This window comes from Candidatus Scalindua japonica (assembly GCF_002443295.1).
Lineage (GTDB): Bacteria > Planctomycetota > Brocadiia > Brocadiales > Scalinduaceae > Scalindua > Scalindua japonica.
In genome coordinates this window covers 28,631-48,984 of sequence record NZ_BAOS01000013.1, presented here as the reverse complement: position 1 = coordinate 48,984, position 20,354 = coordinate 28,631, and the positions used below count along the sequence as shown (strand labels likewise).

Sequence of the window (20,354 nt, the reverse complement as noted above, 5' to 3'; positions counted from 1 at the left end):
CTACAATCAAATTATCCTCTTCCATAAATAATTGTCATTTCTGACAATTTTTTTGTTATTAAAGGAGATAAGCTTTCAGGTACAAACCTCCATCTCCAGTTTCCGTTGGAACTTGCAGGAAGATTTGTTCTGGAATCTTCTTCAAGTCCTATAATATCCTGCATTGGTATTATAACCATATTTGCGACGGAACTCATAACAAGTTTTATAAGTTCCCAGTGTATTTGATCTTCTGAAACTTCATGACCAATATAATCAATAATTCTTTTTTTCTCTTCAGCACTGGTTTCACTTTTAAACCAGCCCTTAACAGTGTTGTTATCGTGTGTTCCTGTGTAAGCAACACAGTTTTTTGTATAATTGTGCGGTGCATAAGGATTAGAGGGAAGGTCTTCTCCAAAGGCAAAAAGCAGCACCTTCATTCCAGGGAATCCAAATTGTCTTATAATATCCTTTACATCCGGTGTAATAACACCAAGGTCTTCAGCAATAATAGGAAGACTATCAAAATGCTTGAGAAGAGTATTGAAAAAGTCCTCGGCAGGTGCTTCCTGCCATTGTCCGTTAGTCGCAAACTCTTCACCTTCGGGAATTTCCCAGTAACCGACAAACCCTCTAAAGTGGTCTAGCCGAAACATATGGAAAGATCTGAGATTGTGTTTTATTCGATTAATCCACCATGAGTATCCGGTTTTCTTAAGAACAGCCCAATCATAAACAGGATGTCCCCACAGTTGTCCTGTTTCGCTGAAGTAATCCGGTGGAACACCGGCAACATAAACAGGTTTTTTTTCATTATTCAATTTGAAAATTTCCGGGTTTGCCCATACATCTGCACTGTCATAATTGACGTAAATAGGGAGGTCTCCAATTATTTGTAAACCCATACTTTCGCAATAATCTTTAAGAGAGTGCCACTGCTTGAAAAATAAATATTGAAGAAAATGTTCTCTCAATATATTTTCCTGTAATTTTTCTTCCCATTGCTTAAGTTCTTTCTTTTTTCTATCCCTGAGATTTTCAGGCCATTTGCTCCAATCAATACTGTTAAAATGTTTTTTTATGGAGACAAAGAGACTATAATCTTTCAGCCAGCTGAGATTTTCATTGCAAAATTTATTAAATTCATGGTGTTCAGCTAAACGACTTCTATTTTTCTCAAAAGCAATACTGAAAATTTCTTTTTTATACTTTAAAACAGCGCTATAATCAACACTTTCCATGGGAAATGATGGATGGTTTTCTATGTCTGATTTCAAAAGAAATCCATCATCAACCATTATGTCAGGGCTTATCAGGATAGTATTCCCGGCATATGCTGAAACACTACTATAGGGAGAATTATCATAGACAACAGATGTCTGGTTTAAAGGAAGTATCTGCCAGAAACTTTGATTACTCTCCGCAAGGAGGTCTGCAAACCGGTAAGCCTCTCTTCCAAAATCTCCAATGCCGTAAGGTGATGGTAGTGATGTAATATGGAGAAGTATTCCACTTCCTCTTTTTTTCACGTTTTTCTCTTTAGCCTATAGCATCACCAACCTCCCTTTTGAGAGGATTCCATTTGGAGTCATCTCGAAAGAGAGGGGTCATCCTTGCTTGTGTATATTTCAGACGTTATATAGAATATTTCCTGTAAATTTGCGCTCTTTACGGCTTTGAGGTGAATAGATACTATACTTTTACATTCAAATAAGACCCCAGTTTGAGAAAGTTTTCTATCCAGCTATTGGCAAAACTATCTCCTTTTTCCGCTTTGTCCTTTATCATGCCGCAGCAGTCATTCCATAGAGAAAAGCAATTGTTCTGGACCTTCCAGAGATCAAGTGATAAAGATAATGGTTTTACTATCTCTAAGGTTTTGTCAATCATATCAAACAGTTGTAAATCAGCTGGCTGCTTATTTATTTTATTCATTATTCTATTTAACCATGAACTCACTACATAACTGAGTGTTGTTGTATCAATTGTAATATTCCACTTTTCTGCTTCGTTTATTAGCTTTCCAAGTCTATCGACATCCAGTGGTTCTGCATTAAACAGTTGTTTGATGTCCTCGTTCAGTATATATTCTGTTGCTACAAAAAAAGGCTTTGGAAGCTTTATCTGTAAACCATGAAAGGTATTCATTGTTGCATAATTGTTCTTATATATCCGGCGGTAAGAGCTGTCAATCTCATCATATGTCAGTTCAGTTAACTGATCCAGAATTTTTCTCTGTTCATCTTTAAAGAGATGCAATATTGAGTAGATGTTGTCTTTAAAATATTTATCCATACACCTTATAGTTTCTGTGATACTATCTTCAAATGCATCTTTTATTTCATCCTGCATTATTGAAAACTCATGCTCTCCTGTAAATTCCTTCACACCTCCATTAATATTCTGGTCTCCAAGATATAATGCCGCAAAACAGAGGTTTTTTGCATCCAGAGTGATATCTGATGTGATTATTACTTTACCTGTAGCCAGTCTTAGTTTTTCCACCCCGATTTTATTATACTTCTCACCCTTTGACGTATAACAGAATATTTTTGTATCTTCTGAATATTCTTCGAAGAGAGAGGATATGCAATAGTGAATTCCCACTCTCAGCAGGTCGCTTCTGGCTGACTCTACAAACATTTTATAGATTTCAAGGGTGTTGTCTGATGTGTTGTTTTGCACATTCTGTAGAAACTTCAAATATTCAGGATTAAGTGACAATTTCTGCAGATCTTCTGCGTATTGCATTGTTATTAATGCGTATTGCATTATTTGTATTGTTTCAATGCCAGAGAGATCATCGAAGAACCAGCCACAGCTGGTATACATTAACATGGCGTTCCTTTGCATCTCAAGGATCTTCAGTGCCCTTATCATTTCATGCCTGGAAAGCTCTCTGACCGCATATTTTTTCAGGAAGGATCCAATGTTGTTCTGGGACCTGTCAAGAATGATTTCAATATATTCATTTCTTACATGCCATGGATCTTCAAAATATTTAGACGCTTCACTCCTAAAAACAGGTACTATCCTGTCCCTCAACCAGTCCATTGCCTCTCTTAATGGTTTTCTCCACTCTTGATCCCACTCCGGATTTGCACCAGAGTTACAGCCGCAATTGTCTCTCCACCGTTCTACACCATGTACACAGCTCCAGGATGAGTTGTTAATAATCTCAACTATGTGGGCCGGGGGATGCTTGTCAAGATACTCGCCATAGTTAGTGATCCGTGCTCTATTGCCGGATTCAATATGATGCAGGCAATAGGAAAGCGCCATATCTCCAAATCTGTGGTGATGCCCGAACGTTTCCCCATCAGTTGCGATATGAACAATTTGTGGATGATCATTGTCATGATCAAATGCTGAAAGCAATCTTTCAGCAAACCCTTCTCCGTCTTTCAATAAATTGCCGAAAGATACTTCCTGGGCGATTTGGCCATTATAGAAAAAGATATTGATAGATTGTCCTGAAGGTAGATGGCAAAGGTAATTCAAAGTGGAATCAATTTTTTCTTCGGTGGCATCAATCCAACTCTCTGTTTCACCAGTTCTCTTTACTCTTTCAGCCTGCCTCTGAGAAAGGACCGTAAATTTTATTCCCAGACTTGACAGTACTTCAAGTGTATCTATATCGACGGCAGTTTCAGGAAGCCATATCCCTTCCGGGTACCTGTTAAATCTCTTTTCAAAATCTTTTATTCCCCATTTTACCTGTGTATATTTGTCCCTTTTATTTGCAAGTGGCATTATCATATGGTTATATGCCTGCGCTATTGCGGAACCGTGTCCGGAGAAATTTACCATACTCAACTTGTCAGCATCGAGAATCGCCTGGTAAACCTCCGGCTTATATTTTTCCATCCATGATAATAACGTTGGTCCAAAGTTAAAACTTATTTTAGCGTATATATTTGTTATCTCTATTATTCTATTCTCTGAATCAAGAATACGTGCAGCAGTATTAGGGGCATAGCACTCAGCCGTAATCTTTTCATTCCAGTCATGGTATGGATAGGCCGAATCCTGGAACTCGATCTCTTCAAGCCATGGGTTCTCCCTTGGTGGTTGATAGAAGTGGCCGTGTATGCAGATATGTTTATTCATAATCAGTTCGAGTTTTTAAAAAATAAAATGCCTAAAGGTGGTAAGGTCAGGGAGAGTGAATATGCCCTTCCGTGTGCAGCTTTTTTTACCGCTTGAATTCCACCAAAATTACCACAACCACTTCCTCCATACATTTCCGCATCGCTATTTAGGGTTTCCTTCCAGAAACCCCCACTTGGTACTCCTACATTGTAGTTATGCCTTGGCACAGGGGTGGCATTGCAAACTAAGAGAACTATGTCGTCAGTATCCTTGTCTTTTCTGATAAAACTTATTATACTATGTTCACAATCATTAAAGTCTATCCATTCAAAGCCGTCTTCCGCAAAATCAGACCCATACAACGCCGTTTCCTTCTTGTAAAAACGATTCAAGTCTTTAACCCAGTTTTGAATACCTTTGTGGAGTGGGTACTGCAAGTTAGACCATTCAAGACTTTCGTCATGGTCCCACTCCTTCAATTGCGCGAATTCTCCTCCCATGAATAGTAGTTTCTTTCCGGGGTGTGCAAACATATATCCAAATAAAATCCTGAGATTTGCATGCCTCTGCCATTCATCACCGGGCATCTTGCCTATAAGTGATCCCTTTCCATGGACTACTTCGTCATGGGAAAGAGGGAGCAGGAAGTTTTCTGAAAATGCGTACCATATGCTGAAGGTAAGTTCTTTATGATGAGACTTTCTATAAACAGGATCTTTTGAAAAGTATTTGAGAATATCGTGCATCCATCCCATATTCCATTTCATCCCGAAGCCTAGGCCTCCGATACTTGTTGGTCTTGACACCATTGGCCATGAAGTTGATTCTTCTGCTATCATTTGAACATCAGGATTAGAGATATAAACAGCTTCGTTTAATCTCTTTATTAAATTTATAGCATCCAGATTCTCATGTCCTCCGTATTTATTTGGTATCCACTCTCCTTCCTTACGTGCATAGTCAAGGTAGAGCATAGATGCAACGGCATCTACCCTCAGAGCATCAATATGATACTTTTCTATCCAGAATATGGCACTGCTTATAAGGAACGCGCGTACCTCATTTCTGCTATAGTTAAAGATATAGCTTTTCCATTCAGGATGAAAGCCCATTTTCGGGTCAGCGTGCTCATAGAGATGTGTGCCGTCAAAATAGGCAAGTCCATGCCCATCGGATGGGAAGTGTGACGGTACCCAATCCAGTATAACACCAATCCCATTTTGATGAAGATAATCAACCAGGTACATAAAATCCTGAGGACTCCCATACCTGCTCGTAGGTGCAAAATATCCGGTAGTCTGATAACCCCACGAACCGTAGAAGGGATGCTCTGTAACAGGTAACAGCTCTACATGGGTAAACTCCATCTCCTTTACATAATCTGCAAGTTCATGCGCTATTTCTCTATAGGTAAGAAATTCATTTTCTCTTTTCATTACCCGTCTCCATGAACCCAGATGTACTTCATATACAGAGAAAGGAGAATTAAGAGAATTGTGTTGGTTCCTGTTTGTTATCCACTCACTATCGTTCCATTCATAATGCAGATTCCAAACTACTGAAGCTGTTTTAGGCGGCTGTTCCCAATAGAACGCAAACGGATCACCTTTTTCTGCTCGGAAGTTATTATATTTGGAATGTATATGGTATTTGTAAATGTCTCCTCCCGATATGCCAGAAATAAAACCCTCCCATATTCCCGAACCGTCCTGCCTTGCATACAGTGCATGAGACTCGCTGTTCCATCCATTAAAATCACCTGTAACTGAGACACGTTCAGCGTTAGGGGCCCATACCGCAAAGGCTGCTCCGTTATCTTTACCGTTGTTAATGATATGTGCGCCCAGTTTGTCATATAATCTGTAATGGCTTCCTTCCTTTAGAAGATATATATCATGTTCCGTGATATGATCTATATTGTGTACATTGCCTGTAATTCTGTTGATTCCATCTTTCATTGTTATGCTTAACCCGAATAAGTAGGATACATTGAGATTAGCATTATACATAAATCGTATACGACCTGAATATTAAAATCTGGAAAACAATTGTTTCTTTAAAATCCGCTTAAAATATATTATACTACTTGTCGATATCTTTTGGCTTAACAATAAAATATGTAAGGCAACAATGCGTATGTTACAAACTGCTATTAAATTAACAAAATAGATGCTTTCTGGCAAAATATACTGGTTCAAAATAGAATAGAATTTCAATTAGTTTAGGAGTAATAAATGCCTGAATTAAGAAGGGAGCCTGTTTCCGGATGTTGGATAATCGTGGCGACTGAAAGAGCTACACGGCCATCAGATTTTAAGACTAACCAACAAATAATTAAAAGCAGTTTCTGCCCATTTTGTGAAGGCAATGAGGACAAGACTCCACCGGAGATACTGGCGTATCGAGATAACGGAGCAATGCCAGACACCGGTGGTTGGAGGGTAAGGGTTGTTCCAAATAAGTTTCCCGCTCTTCAGATAGAAGGAGAAGAAAATAAGTGTGTAGAAGGTATCTATGATATGATGAGTGGTATCGGTGCTCATGAAGTTATTATAGAAAGTCCAAGGCATATTCAGTCTTTGACATCGCTTGAAAATGGAAATGTAAAAGAGGTTTTATTGTGTTATAGAGATCGTCTTGTTGATTTAAAAAACGACAAAAGATTTGTTTACGGACTTTTATTCAAAAATGTCGGAGCTTCTGCAGGCGCTTCGCTTGAGCATACTCATTCACAACTGATTGTTACACCGATTGTCCCACAGTTGGTAGCAAATGAGATGGAAAATGCCAGAATATTTTACCAACAGAGAGAAAGATGTCTCTTCTGCGACATGATAGACCAGGAAATAGATACAGACAGGAGAATCGTCTTTTTGACAGATAATTTTGTAGCCTTTGCTCCTTTTGCTTCCAGATTTCCTTTTGAGATATGGATACTTCCTAAAAATCACAAAAGCCATTTTGAAAACTTGCAGGAATTTGAATTAGATGAACTTGCAAATGTCTTAAAGGGTGTGCTTGGCAGGCTAGAGACAGCTTTAGACCTTCCGCCATATAATTATATAATTCATTCAGCACCATTCAATGTAACCGAATCAGAATTTTTTCATTGGCATATAGAGATAATACCAAGACTTACAAACATTGCTGGGTTTGAATGGGGAACAGGGTTTTATATTAATCCAACGCTTCCTGAGGAAGCTGCTGAATTGTTGAGAAAACAATGAAAAAGAAACTATTATTCTCTGGACCTGGAGAGACGGTAAATAAGATCAAAAAGTTACTCAATGAGTCTAAGGACATGGTACTTGATAACGATTTATTAGGGTCCTTTGAAGAGATGTGTGAAAATCTTGAGTCTCAACTAAAGAACGCAAAGGTTGAGACGGCAAACCTCTCTGTAAAAAATAAAGAGAATAAAGAATCAAAGATACTGGAGAAGCAGATACAGGAGGAGAGAGAAATATTCAATAACATAATGGAAGTCATAGGGGCAGGATTATGTCTTATTGATAAGGATTCAAAAATAATTTGGGCAAATGACACGTTAAATGATTGGTTGAACCTGGAAGAGTCACCTGTTGGTAGTCATTGTTCAGGTATTTATCATTGTAATGTTGTCGGAACGGATAAGTGTCCCGCAACACAGGTGAGGAAGGGGAAAGAGAGTCATATAATTGAATCATGGATAACAACAAAAACCAAAAAGAGGATGTGCATTCAACATATTGCCATCCCTATAGCAGGTAAGGACGGCGAAGTTGAAAATATCCTGCTCTTAACCGTAGATGTGACTGAAAGCGAGAAATTGGTACATAGGCTTTTACTCTTACAACAGTTTGGTGAAGTAACCCAGGGAACACTTCATCTCGATAAATTACTTCACTTGATCTTAACATGCATAACTGCAGATTACTCATTTGGGTTTAATAGAGCAATGTTGTTTTTGATTAATAAAGAACTTAATGTCTTGAATGGGAAATTAGCTATTGGGCCATCTTCCACAGAAGAGGCTACACGTATTTGGAAAGAGATGTCAAGTCGTCATAATTCCCTATTAGATATAGTTGACAACCTGGATTATAGTCATAATATTGACACACCTCTAAATACTATGACAAAACTAATGGTGTACTCACTTGCAGATGCAGATGAAGTTGTTACAATCTGTACAAAAGAGAAGAAGCCTGTAATAGTTAAAGATGCCGCTAAAGATACGCGTGTTTCAGATGAATTCAGAAAGGCCCTTGGAGTAAATGAATTTGTCTGTGTTCCTCTGATAGCAAAGAATGAGCCCATAGGCGTTATAGTTGCAGATAATGCCTATACTGCAGAGCCAATATCTGAGGATCGTATTAATACATTGACAATGTTTGTCAATCAGGCATCACTGGCAATTGAAAATGCTGAAACCTACAAAAGCCTGGAAGATAAAATTAATCAGCTTACTGAAACACAGCAGAGACTTATTCGCTCGGAAAAACTTGCCGCTATTGGTTCAATGTCATCTTATGTTGCTCATGAGATAAGAAATCCGCTGGTTACTATCGGAGGTTTTGCAAAAACGCTATCTCGTTTTACCTTTACAAATTCTAAAATCAAAGCTAACATTGACATTATCATAGAGGAAGTAAAGCGTTTAGAAAAAATACTAAATAATATTACAGATTTTAGCAAGCCATCTAAGCCGGAAAAGGTTGATACTCAAGTATGCGTAATAATGGAAAATACGTGTATGCTACTGGAGAACTATTTCCAGGAAAAGCATATAAAGCTGCAGAAGAGATATGAAACAGGTATACCTGAAATACCTGTTGATCCTGCGCAAATAAAACAGGTCTTTCTTAATATACTCATGAACGCGGTAGAATCAATGCCTGATGGTGGAGCACTTGATGTGAATATAGAATCAGAAAAAAAATCAATAAAAATATATATTAGAGATACCGGCAAAGGCATACAATCGGGTGTATTACAGAATATTTATGATCCATTCTTTACGACAAAAGAGAGTGGTACCGGTGTGGGTTTGTCTGTAAGCCTTAAAATTATTGAGGACCATGGTGGAACAATAGATGCCATAAGCAAACACGGAAAAGGAACAACCATGGTACTAACGTTGCCAAAAAAATAGCAGAAAGGAGTTCATAACGATGACAACTATCCTGGTTGTAGAAGATGATAAGAACCAACGCTTACTTTATGAACAGGAATTAATGTTGGAAGGTTATGAAGTTGTAACCGCCTCTGATGGTAAAGAAGCTATGGAGAAAGTTCATGAGCAGCAGCCTGATATTATTATAATGGATATTAACATGCCTAAGATGGATGGCATTGAGACAATGGGGAAGATCCTAAGTAAAAATCGAGAAATTCCAGTTGTCATTAATACTGCTTATAGTAATTATAAAGATAATTTCATGTCATGGGCTGCAGATGCTTATATAGTTAAGTCCTCAGATCTTTTAGAACTAAAGAAAACTGTTAAAGAAGTTTTGGCAAAGAAAGCAAAGGGTTCTTGAAAATAATAAACAGATGCTCCTGGTGTATCGAACTTTAATATCAGTTATTTCAAATTAATTACTTTTAAGAGTGAAAATATGTCTTTAAATAATGTGCTTACTATTATTCTGGCAGGAGGACAGGGGGAGAGGCTTTATCCACTGACAAAAGACAGAGCAAAACCGGCTGTGCCTTTTGGAGGTATTTACAGAATAATAGACTTTACATTAAGTAATTGTCTCAATTCAGGATTGCGCAAAATAGTAGTTCTGACACAATACAAATCCTTCTCACTGGATAGGCACTTGCGGCTTGGGTGGAATATTTTTAATAATGAATTAGATGAATATATAGAACAGATACCTCCTCAACAAAGGATCAGTGATCAATGGTATCAGGGTACTGCAGACGCTGTCTACCAGAACATATATACACTTGAAAAGGAGCAACCGGAATTGGTTTTGATACTTTCCGGTGATCATATTTACAAAATGGATTACAGAAATATGGTACGCTTCCACCATGAAAAGAGAGCAGATCTTACTATAGCATGCATGGATGTCCCTCTGGATGAAGGGAAAAGATTTGGTATAATACAGACAAATGAAGAGAACCGGATCGTTGGATTTCATGAAAAACCTTCAGTACCAATTCCTTCGCCAAACAATCCGGAGGTCACATTTGCTTCTATGGGAATTTATTTATTTAATACCAGAACCCTGGTTAAAGCGATAATAGGTGATGCCAAACAAAACACAAATCATGATTTCGGGAAGAACATTATACCTGAAATGATACATTCTAAAAGGGTATACGCATATCCATTTACAGACGAAAATAACAGTGGCTTAAGCTACTGGCGTGATATCGGTACCTTGGACGCTTACTGGAAGGCGAATATGGACCTTGTTCAGGTATCACCGGAATTTAATATTTATGATAAAAATTGGCCAATTCGCACTTATAAGGCACAATACCCACCAGTCAAAACAGTATATCAGAAAGATTTACCAAATGAACCTAAAAATATGATTCTAAATTCTATTGTTTCCGGAGGATGCATAATAAGCGGTGCAAAGGTGGAAGGATGTGTTTTGTCCCCTGATATCAGAGTCGGTTCCAATTCTGAAATTTACGATTCAATTATAATGGAGAGTGTCAGGATAGGGCAGCATGTTAAGATACGAAAAGCCATAATTGATAAGTCTGTAGACATACCTGACTATATGAGCATTGGTTATGATAAAGAGAATGATTCTAACAGTTTTACGGTAACTGAAAGTGGTATAGTGGTTGTGCGCAAAGAAATGCCTCTCATTTAGCCTGTATCAGATGTTATACTTCACTTCTTTGTATGTCTGTCTGTATTTGTCTCCATTCGATTCGGTACTAATATCCCTCCCGAAACAATCAATTTCATCCCCTCTTCAATGCTCAGGTCAGTTTCTTCTATATCTTGTTCAGGAAGATAAATCAAAAAGCCCGAAGTCGGGTTTGGTGTTGTTGGGACAAATATACTGGATAATTCTGATCCATCCTGTGTCTTCAAGTTGCCGGTAACAAATGCAAATGCCTTCATTCCAACCCTTGGATATTCAACTATAACTACACGTTTAAAAGATTTTGTTGTTGGCAGGCTTATAATTTCGATCAGTTTTTTTGATGAAGTATATACATTTTTAATAATGGGTACATTATTCAATATCGCTTCAAAAAAGTTTATTATAAATTTTCCGAGAAAGTTTGTTGCTACCACACCAATAAAATAAAGTGAAACAAATGTGAGTACGAACGCGACTGACATAATTATAAACTCATCAATTTTACTATTTGGAGAGAATCCAAAAACACCGATAGCTTTCACTACTACCGGGGACAGGATTCCACCGATCATGGTAAATAAAAACTTTATTACATAAAATGTAATAAAAACAGGAAAAACAACAAGAAGTCCTGCAATCATTTTCCTTCTGGTGTTTTTCTTAAAGCCGACAGAGTAAAGTTTTCCTGACTTCATTTTTGATGTCATAAATATATAGCCTTTAATAGTCTAATCAATTAAATTACAACAAGGCGCCAGATTACTACCATTATACCCGCAAGGATAAAATTAAAATCGGTAATAATTTCACAGGCTAGCCCACTGGTTACAATGCGCTTGTGATAGAGATACAAATATCCACATGCATACGCAACACATGGTATGAGGTAATAGGAAAATTCTGAAGTCCAACCAATCATTGGGCTGATAATTAATAGTATAGTAAGCAATATTGATAAAATGACTAAAATTGCCTTAGTTTTATTCTTGCCTATTGCAATTGGTATTGTTTCCTTACCAATTATTCTGTCACCTTGAACGTCCTTAACATCAAGCAATACTGTTCTCATAAAAACCATACTGAAAACAAATGCTAATACAACAGGTAGTGATGACACAGATGAAACTGGTGATTCCAGAAAAGGAATTAAACCGGTACTCACAGCCCATGCTATGCTTATAAACATTTCTTTCGAACCGGGAATCTGTGCCAGGCTTCGGTATCTGAAAATGCTGGAAAGCTTATTGGGAATTATAGAAGCTCTGTACGCTATTCCAAACAGAGATAGAAAAAAGATACAGAAGAACGCCTCTATGTTAACCGTAAATGCCAGAGCTAAAGATAAAATGGCTGCGATAAATCCGAGGACCATGAAAATGCTTTGATATTTCTCGTATAATTTGAATCTGGATGGCTCACTCAGGGCGGCTGCCTCTTTGTTAGTAAAATAGTTTAAAACATACATTGAAAACAAAAACAGAGTTGCAATTGTACAGCATTTAACCTTGGGGTTTATACCAAGCAGCACGGAGCTTGAGTAACTGATACTTGTTGCTCCAATTCCGATATACATGAAACTGCCGACTAAGATTGTAATTGCTTTTTCCTTGACTGATTGTATTTTTCTGTTTTTTTTGCCTTGATAATTCTGTACTTTATCAACAACTCTCTGGAGTAGCCAGTTAGGTGTTGAAGCGCCGGCTGTAACGCCAATAACTCCATAATTTTCAAGCTTCTTGAAATTCAATTCATTTTCAGTCTCAACAAGGAATGTAGGTGTGCCTTTATTTTCAGAAATTTGGACCAACCTATTTGTATTTGCGCTACCTCTTCCACCAACTACAATCATTGCGTCAACTTCTTCGCTCAGGTTGATTACCTCTTCCTGGCGTTTTGATGTAGAGCTGCATATTGTGTCAAATACTTTGTTATTTCCGTATCTAAGTTTCAACTTTTCCGCTATTAATGCAAAAGTATTCATGTCCTGAGTAGTCTGGGCAACGATACAAATTTTTTCTAAATCAGGCAGGTCTGAAATTTCCTCAATAGAAGAGATAACATAACCGTTTCCATCAGCATATCCAAGTAACCCCACCACTTCGGCATGCCCTTCATCACCCACGATAATAGTGGAATATCCCAGCTTCGTATTCTCCTCAATGATTGATTGCACCCGTTGTACGCGAGGGCAGGTTGCATCACAGATCTTGGCGCCTGATGCTTCAAGTTCCTCTCTTCTCCTGGGCGTTATACCATGGGCCCTGATAACTACAGTACTTTTTGATAAATCCGTATTTTCGTTAAGCGCTTTGATACCTTTCTCCTCCAGTTTTTCAAGTACCTGGGGATTATGTATCAATGGCCCTTCCGTATAGACGGAGCCATCATCGCCTCCCTTTTCATTAGAGGCATCCAATACTCTGTCCATTGCCTTACGTACACCCATACAAAATCCTGCTGTTTTTGCTACTATAACTCGCATGTTTGTCTTTTTTTGTATAAAATGAAATGTGGAATTTTCTGCCGGTTCGTACTGAACTGTATGATACGGCAGATTTTCGCACGTATTTCTTTGCTGAAATACTATGAAGAGCGATTCTATCAATATGCAATTTTCTTGTCAAAGAAATTCAGATTTGATAAAATTACCTGTTTCTCAGAGAAAAAGGAACTTGTAACGGTGAGAACGGAGGTGATCATGTATACAATGATGAATAGCAAAGCTGACGTTTCCGTGAAATTAACCAAATAATAAAAGGAATGTTCAATGGACTTCTATGAAACCATAAAGACAAGAAGAAGCATAAGGGCATATAAAGAGGGTCCGGTGGAAGACGATAAACTGAAGAGAATTCTTAATGCCGCTCGGCTTGCACCAACTGCTGCCAACAGACAGCCATTCTCACTTGTCGTAGTCAAAGCTGAAGAGGTTAAAAACAAATTAATAGATGCTTACTCACAGGAGTGGTTTTTTACAGCACCGGTAATTATCTGTGCGTGTGCTTCTCCGGGCACTGCATGGAAACGAAATGATGGCAAGGTTTACGTTGATGTTGATGTGGCGATAGCAATGGATCATTTGATACTTGCTGCTCATGCAGAAGGCCTTGGCACCTGTTGGATAGCCGCCTTTAAACCTGATGTGGTAAAAGATGTATTAAGCATACCTGATAATTTAGAACCCTTGATCTTAACCCCCCTGGGTTACCCGAAGGTCATTCCGGAACCAACTTTTCGAAAACCACTAGATGAAATGGTAAGAGAAATTTAGTTGATGTGTTGCTGTTATTCATTCCTGATAATGCTATACACTTCAGTGGAGAAATGTACAAACCATCCGGACACTACTGGCATTTATTATTAAACATTAATAACTTTTAAAGGTATTAAAAGATGACAACAGTCGCAATTTCACGTTGTGATAATTATGAATTGGAAGAAGTAAGCACGGCGGTGAAAAGATGTTTAAATTTAATAGATAATATTGAAACCATTGTAAAACCTGGAATGAAGGTGCTGCTTAAAGCAAACCTCCTGTCTGCCTCTTTAGGGCCGGAGAGGGCGGTTAATACACATCCTGCGGTTATCAGGGCGCTTGTTGATATATTTATGGGAGATTATGGGTGTAAGGTATATATTGGAGATTCTTGTGGCAGCCTAAGGACCGGTTCTACAGATAAGGCTTTTAGAGTTACGCAGATAGACAAGATTGCAGAAGAGACTGGCGCTGTTATCGTAAACTTTGATAAGGATGATGCTATTAACATAACAAATAAAAATGCTGTGATCTTAAAAGATTTTAAGATTGCAAAGACAGTCAAATCCGTAGATGTTGTAGTGAATGTCCCTAAACTGAAAACACACGGCCTTACAAGATACACAGGCGCTATCAAGAATATGTTTGGTTCTATACCTGCTAACGGAAAAAAAAATGTACATCTTCTGGCGCCAAAAAATAGATCAATGGCCCAGGCATTGGTTGATGTTTTTGAGATGGTCCAACCACATATCACGATTATGGATGCGGTAATCGGGATGGAGGGCAACGGACCTAATGCAGGAGATCCGAGAAAGGTAGGGTTAATAATTGCCGGTTATGATGGTGTCGCATTGGATGCCGTGGCTAGCACGGTAGTTGGCTTTGATCCTGTAAAAGTGCCTATAATCAAGTACGCGCATGACAGAAAGCTTGGTACTGCAGATTTGAACGAGATAGATGTTTCAGGTGAGGAAATAAGCAAGGTTAAAGTTGATGATTTTAAAAAACCGTCCAGTTCCGCACAGGATTTTGCATCCAACTATATTCCTGATTTTCTGCTTGCAAAAATGTTTGATAATAGCTGCTCATGCGTCTCTACAGTATATGAACCAAATTGTACAAGATGTTATGAGTGTATTAGAAACTGTCCGGCGAAAGCAATGTCAGCGCCTGAAGGTAAAGTAATAGTAGATGAAGATAAATGTATTGGCTGTTTTTGCTGTGATGAGGTCTGCAATTACAAGGCGATTGAGATGAAGCGATCATTTCTTGGCAGGGCTTTTTTGAAAATGGCAGTGTTTTTAGGTGTAGAGAGACTGCAGTAGATACAAGATTACCTTCTAATTTTCAGGATATGTTTGTGCGCTAAATTTTAAAACTACTTTTTTGGAATATTAATTGTCGTTGATGCAGATGATAATTTGTTTTCATCTTTGACTTTTTTGGCGACTTCTTCCCTGTTGATAGTGATGTGCTTTGGCGCATCAATCCCTAATTTTATCTGCTGTTTATTAATATCTATAACGGTTATCTTGATATTATTTTCAATTAAGATGCTTTCGCCTAATCTTCTGGTTAGTATGAGCATGGTTCACATCCCTGATCTTATATAATAAAATTTTGTAAATCAAGCCTGAAATATATTTCTGTTACTACCCATTTTTTAAACGCTACAGTACAGTAGTTTATAAGTTTTGTCTATTAAGTCAAGATGATTTACATTGCATTTTTGAAAGTTTGGTAAATTTGCAATAATCATAAGAAAACATACTCTTCCACGGATCAGAAGTGCAGAGGGCTTGAATCTCTTTCTTTTAATATATCCAGAACATGATTTGTGCGATTGTAGTTAGTCTGGTTCTTGATGTAGGGCAAGATTTTCAAACGGTCTTCATATATAAGCCCGTTTGACCAGCCAGACTTGCCCGCCAGGCTATGCGATTCAGACGGGTCATTCAGACCGGGAAACGGGTACTACATATTGTTGACAAAACTGTTTGTAAAGTATTTATTTGTAATTGACAGGTTTTGTTCATATTTGTTATAAACCAGGATTAAACTCTCATATTAACTTACAGGAGATTAGCTATGGCAAAGATAGAAAAAACTGCTGCTAGGGAAATACTCGATTCCAGGGGTAATCCTACAGTTGAAGTGGATATAGTATTGGATGATGGTACCATTGGTCGTGCGGCTGTTCCTTCAGGAGCTTCTACAGGGCGTCACGAAGCCTGTGAGCTGAGAGATGGCGATCCAGGGCGATATATGGGAAAGGGTGTTACCAATGCCATTAATAATGTTATAGAAGTAATAGGTCCGAAGATAAAGGGTATGGACCCTTCCGAACAGGAAAGAATTGATAAATTTATGATAGAACTTGATGGTACGGAAAATAAGAGCAACCTGGGCGCTAATGCCATTCTGGGTGTCTCTATTGCTGTCGCAAGAGCGGCTTCAAGTATGCTAAATAAACCGTTGTATAGTTATATTGAAAACAGAGATGACTTCATTATGCCTGTGCCAATGATGAATATTATTAATGGTGGAGAGCATGCTGATAATAACCTTGATATACAGGAATTTATGATCATGCCGGTAGGGGCTGGCTGCTTTAAGGACGCCTTAAGAATTGGAGCAGAAGTCTTTCACAGTTTAAAAAAGATACTCAGCGACAAGGGGTATAATACAAATGTAGGTGATGAAGGCGGATTTGCTCCGGAGCTGAAATGTAACGAGGAGGCCCTGGAGACTATAATGGAAGCTATAAATAATGCCGGCTATGGGCCAGGTAAGGACGTATTACTGGCGCTGGATACAGCCGCTAATGAAGTTTATAAAGATGGAAAATATGTGTTAAAGGCTGAGGCTGATCCTGAGAAATCTATTGAAGGTATGATTTCGTTCTATGAAGACCTGATCTCTAACTACCCCATTTATTCGATAGAAGATGGTCTTGCAGAGGATGATTGGGATGGTTGGAAGGCGTTAACGGAAAAACTTGGGAATAAAGTGCAGCTCGTTGGAGATGATCTATTTGTGACGAACATAAATAGATTGAAGAAAGGTATTGATTTGGGAATAACCAATTCAATATTAATCAAACTTAATCAGATAGGCACACTGACAGAAACTATGCAGACGATAGAAATGGCAAAATCAAATGGTTTCACCACGGTCATATCACATCGTTCCGGAGAAACGGAAGATACTATTATTTCTGATGTTGCAGTGGCAACCAATGCCGGGCAAATCAAGGCGGGGTCGCTTTCAAGAACAGACCGCATATGCAAGTATAATCAATTGTTGAGGATAGAGGAAGAGCTTGGGGACAAGGCAGTTTATGGTGCATCTTTATTAAAGAAAAAGTAGATTGATGTGAGACTTACGTTGTGGATTCTTTTTACAGTATGGTTGGTATTCGCAAAAGTGAGAAGAGATGGGCATTAAGGTTATTAAAAACTCATGAACGGGCCTTAGATCTCAAAAATTCGGGGTGTGTGAAGATGGTCGCCCAGATAAAAAGACCGGGTAATTATTCTATAGTAAGAAACTAAACTGAAAGTAAAACTATTTTTTTAGCAATAATCTTTAGTAACCCCAATACATGCTAAAGCGCTTCCTTCTAACCTTTTCTATAGTAACCTCAATAATAATTGTTTTTTCTGTTATCATCACACAGAAAAGAGAGGAGAGGAGGGAACTTGAAACAACGCAAAAAATTCTTACACAAAAGGTCGAGTATTTAAGAGAAAAAAACGACAGGCTTAAAAAGGAAAATAAGGCACTTGTTGATGATCCTGTACAGGTCGAGAGAGAAGCCAGGGATAAATATGGATATACTAGAGAAGGGGAAGTGACGTATAAAAAATATAAATTTAATATTTCAGATCCTGATAATGACAATGCTGAGAGGTCAACTGAAACTCGTGGTTTGGAAGCATTTTTATTTGACGGACCGTTTCCGTGGCAAGTACCTTTAGGTATGATAGTGATAGCCACACTTTTTTTACTGTTTTCTTATAAATATGAACGTTAAAGCTTATATAGATAAAATTGTTAGAGATGCAAAGGCTGCCTCACGAAAGACAGCAATTGCTGATACTTCTATAAAAAATGCCGCATTGGAGCAGATGGCGCTCAATCTCATTGACAATAAAGAGATATTGATGGCCGAGAATGAAAAAGACTTAAGGGCGGCGGAGGAAAATGGTTTGACTTCTGCTATGATAGACAGATTGAAACTGACTGAGCTGCGTATAGAAGCTATGGCTGAAGGTATAAAAGAGGTGATAAATCTCTCTGATCCTGTTAGTGAAATAATAGAAAAGGTTGTACGCCCGAATGGCCTTGAGATTCAAAAGATCAGAGTTCCCATCGGTGTTATTATCATTATTTATGAATCCCGGCCAAATGTTACAGCAGATGCAGCGTCACTTTGTTTAAAGACAGGAAACGCAACAATACTTCGTGGCGGTAAGGAGTCAATACATTCGAATATTGCCATATACAGGCAAATAAGCTCTGCCCTGGAAAAGGTTGGTCTGGATAAAAATGCTATTCAAGTCATTGAAACTGTTGATCGGGATGCTGTCGGGTATCTTCTAAAGGCAGATGAATTTGCGGATCTTGTCATTCCACGAGGGGGTGAGGGCCTGATACGAAACGTTGTTGAAAATTCTACCATTCCGGTTATAAAACATTATAAAGGCGTGTGTCATGTTTACGTGGATGAGTTCGCTGATCCGGACATGGCAAGAGAAATCTGTTTGAACTCAAAGCTCCAGAGGCCGGGTACCTGTAATGCTATGGAGACTATGCTGGTACACGAGAAATTAGCCGGGACATTTCTTCCTGATGTTTGTAAAGGTATGTCAGATGCCGCTGTAGAGTTGCGGGGATGTGAAAAGAGTTGTAAGATTGTACCTGGAATACAACTGGCTATTGATGAAGATTGGTCAACAGAGTACTTAGAAAAGATACTTTCCATAAAAGTTGTCTCTTCTATCGATGATGCAATCGAACATATTTCTGCCTACGGGTCTTCACATTCTGATGTCATAATAACGGAAGACAAAACCAATGCTAAGAAATTTGTCGATGAGGTAGACTCCGCAGCGGTATATGTTAACGCCTCTACACGCTTTACTGATGGCTTTGAATTCGGAATGGGTGCAGAGATTGGCATCAGTACAGATAAACTTCACGCCCGTGGCCCAATGGGTCTGAAAGAACTCACATCATACAAATATATTATCCACGGTACAGGCCAGATTCGTAAGTAAAAGACCTGTAAAACATACTTGTGCTTGTATGAAACATCAGTTGTTTCTCTTTAAACTTGATTTTTCACATTGCATGAGTTATCTTTCACTTTAATCTTTTGGCTTGTTCCTCTAAAACATGTTCGATGGTACACTTTTTAACATAAAGGAAAAGCCACAATAATTAATCACCCTTTATATTTTATCTTTATCTGAATATCCGGAAGTGTCAGGGATTATTTTTTTGAGGTTAATTATGAATAGAAAACGTTTATTTGTCTTTTCTTTAACAGTTTTAGTTTCGTTACTGACAGGTTGTTTTCAATTTCAGCCAAATTTTTTAACACGCCGTGATAATCTTGATGAAGCGTTTCAAATGGGGGAATATGTACCGAAAATTGACAACTTTTTTATCATACTTGATGCTTCAACATCTATGAGTATGCCGTATAACAACGAAGGAGAAGTTCCAAAGTTTAAAGTAGCTATAGACTTTCTAAAGCGTATGAATAATACTATGCCTGAAATGGATATCAACGGGTCTCTCATGACATTTGGTCGTGGAATCAATCAGTTGAAGAGGCAGACAGAGATTGTATATGGGCCGACTACTTACTCCAGATCCGGCTTGGAACAAAGCTTGAATAGCCTGAGTTTTTCTGCTGAAGGTAACAGCCCTGCAGGACGCGCTATTAAAGCTGTCAGTGCTGCCCTGGGGTCTGTTCAAGGTGATAGTGCTGTAATTTTTATAAGTGATGGTATGAATCTGGAAGGTGATCCTCGTGGAAAGGCAAGGGCCTTGGAAAACCGTTATGGGAAAGGGACATGTTTTATACGGTTTGGGTAGGAAACAACCCTGAGGGCAAGGTTTTTATGGAAAGAACTTGCCAGTGAGATCAAATGTGGTTTTTCTGCATCTATTGATGGTACTGAAAC

At 38.3% G+C, this 20,354-nt stretch carries 16 protein-coding genes; 10 read left to right on the top strand and 6 right to left on the bottom strand.

Annotated elements, in window-relative coordinates:
* Window positions 1-11: 11 nt before the first annotated feature.
* The 3 genes from malQ to glgB all read right to left on the bottom strand — a co-directional run bounded on the left by malQ (window position 12) and on the right by glgB (window position 6,032).
* The gene (gene malQ, locus SCALIN_RS07695; protein WP_096893931.1) at window positions 12-1,511 is read right to left on the bottom strand and encodes a 4-alpha-glucanotransferase; all 1,500 of its coding nucleotides are present in this window, start codon (window positions 1,509-1,511) and stop codon (window positions 12-14) included.
* Between the two features lie 163 nt (window positions 1,512-1,674).
* Complete coding sequence (locus tag SCALIN_RS07690; protein WP_096893930.1) at window positions 1,675-4,092, bottom strand: DUF3536 domain-containing protein; 2,418 nt, start codon at window positions 4,090-4,092, stop codon at window positions 1,675-1,677.
* 2 nt (window positions 4,093-4,094) lie between these two features.
* The gene (glgB, locus tag SCALIN_RS07685; protein WP_096894131.1) at window positions 4,095-6,032 is read right to left on the bottom strand and encodes a 1,4-alpha-glucan branching protein GlgB; all 1,938 of its coding nucleotides are present in this window, start codon (window positions 6,030-6,032) and stop codon (window positions 4,095-4,097) included.
* A gap of 276 nt (window positions 6,033-6,308) precedes the next feature.
* Between glgB and galT the strand changes: the two genes are divergently transcribed.
* The 4 genes from galT to glgC all read left to right on the top strand — a co-directional run bounded on the left by galT (window position 6,309) and on the right by glgC (window position 10,898).
* A complete protein-coding gene (gene galT, locus SCALIN_RS07680) occupies window positions 6,309-7,301 on the top strand; it encodes a galactose-1-phosphate uridylyltransferase (protein WP_096893929.1) in 993 nt (330 codons plus the stop codon).
* On the top strand, window positions 7,298-9,208 hold the full coding sequence (locus SCALIN_RS07675; RefSeq protein WP_096893928.1) for a PAS domain-containing sensor histidine kinase: 1,911 nt from the start codon (window positions 7,298-7,300) through the stop codon (window positions 9,206-9,208). The genes galT and SCALIN_RS07675 overlap by 4 nt, the downstream gene beginning before the upstream one ends.
* A gap of 19 nt (window positions 9,209-9,227) precedes the next feature.
* The gene (locus SCALIN_RS07670) at window positions 9,228-9,596 is read left to right on the top strand and encodes a response regulator (RefSeq protein ID WP_096893927.1); all 369 of its coding nucleotides are present in this window, start codon (window positions 9,228-9,230) and stop codon (window positions 9,594-9,596) included.
* Between the two features lie 78 nt (window positions 9,597-9,674).
* A complete protein-coding gene (gene glgC / locus SCALIN_RS07665) occupies window positions 9,675-10,898 on the top strand; it encodes a glucose-1-phosphate adenylyltransferase (RefSeq protein ID WP_096893926.1) in 1,224 nt (407 codons plus the stop codon).
* Between the two features lie 20 nt (window positions 10,899-10,918).
* Here glgC and SCALIN_RS07660 read toward each other — a convergent pair whose 3' ends face one another.
* Both SCALIN_RS07660 and ispH read right to left on the bottom strand, forming a co-directional pair.
* Window positions 10,919-11,593 (bottom strand): DUF502 domain-containing protein, encoded by a 675-nt coding sequence (locus tag SCALIN_RS07660; protein ID WP_162532209.1) that lies wholly within the window; start codon window positions 11,591-11,593, stop codon window positions 10,919-10,921.
* Window positions 11,594-11,634: 41 nt separating this feature from the next.
* Window positions 11,635-13,380 carry a 4-hydroxy-3-methylbut-2-enyl diphosphate reductase gene (ispH, locus tag SCALIN_RS07655; protein WP_096893924.1) on the bottom strand — a complete coding sequence of 582 codons (1,746 nt, stop codon included), beginning with the start codon at window positions 13,378-13,380 and terminating at the stop codon, window positions 11,635-11,637.
* A gap of 285 nt (window positions 13,381-13,665) precedes the next feature.
* Between ispH and SCALIN_RS07645 the strand changes: the two genes are divergently transcribed.
* Together SCALIN_RS07645 and SCALIN_RS07640 are read left to right on the top strand one after the other, a co-directional pair.
* A complete protein-coding gene (locus SCALIN_RS07645) occupies window positions 13,666-14,169 on the top strand; it encodes a nitroreductase family protein (protein WP_096893922.1) in 504 nt (167 codons plus the stop codon).
* A gap of 122 nt (window positions 14,170-14,291) precedes the next feature.
* The gene (locus tag SCALIN_RS07640; RefSeq protein WP_096893921.1) at window positions 14,292-15,482 is read left to right on the top strand and encodes a DUF362 domain-containing protein; all 1,191 of its coding nucleotides are present in this window, start codon (window positions 14,292-14,294) and stop codon (window positions 15,480-15,482) included.
* Window positions 15,483-15,535: 53 nt separating this feature from the next.
* Here SCALIN_RS07640 and csrA read toward each other — a convergent pair whose 3' ends face one another.
* Entirely contained in the window at window positions 15,536-15,745 is a 210-nt protein-coding gene (gene csrA, locus SCALIN_RS07635) for a carbon storage regulator CsrA (RefSeq protein WP_096893920.1), read from the bottom strand.
* A gap of 500 nt (window positions 15,746-16,245) precedes the next feature.
* On the opposite strand from csrA, the gene eno reads away from it, so the two are divergent.
* The 4 genes from eno (at window position 16,246) to SCALIN_RS07615 (ending at window position 20,265) form a co-directional block, all read left to right on the top strand.
* Window positions 16,246-17,526 (top strand): phosphopyruvate hydratase, encoded by a 1,281-nt coding sequence (eno, locus tag SCALIN_RS07630; protein WP_096893919.1) that lies wholly within the window; start codon window positions 16,246-16,248, stop codon window positions 17,524-17,526.
* Window positions 17,527-17,761: 235 nt separating this feature from the next.
* On the top strand, window positions 17,762-18,193 hold the full coding sequence (locus SCALIN_RS07625; protein WP_096893918.1) for an FtsB family cell division protein: 432 nt from the start codon (window positions 17,762-17,764) through the stop codon (window positions 18,191-18,193).
* Window positions 18,183-19,439 carry a glutamate-5-semialdehyde dehydrogenase gene (locus tag SCALIN_RS07620; protein WP_096893917.1) on the top strand — a complete coding sequence of 419 codons (1,257 nt, stop codon included), beginning with the start codon at window positions 18,183-18,185 and terminating at the stop codon, window positions 19,437-19,439. The genes SCALIN_RS07625 and SCALIN_RS07620 overlap by 11 nt, the downstream gene beginning before the upstream one ends.
* 235 nt (window positions 19,440-19,674) lie before the next feature.
* Entirely contained in the window at window positions 19,675-20,265 is a 591-nt protein-coding gene (locus SCALIN_RS07615; RefSeq protein WP_096893916.1) for a vWA domain-containing protein, read from the top strand.
* The last annotated feature ends 89 nt before the right edge of the window (window positions 20,266-20,354 follow it).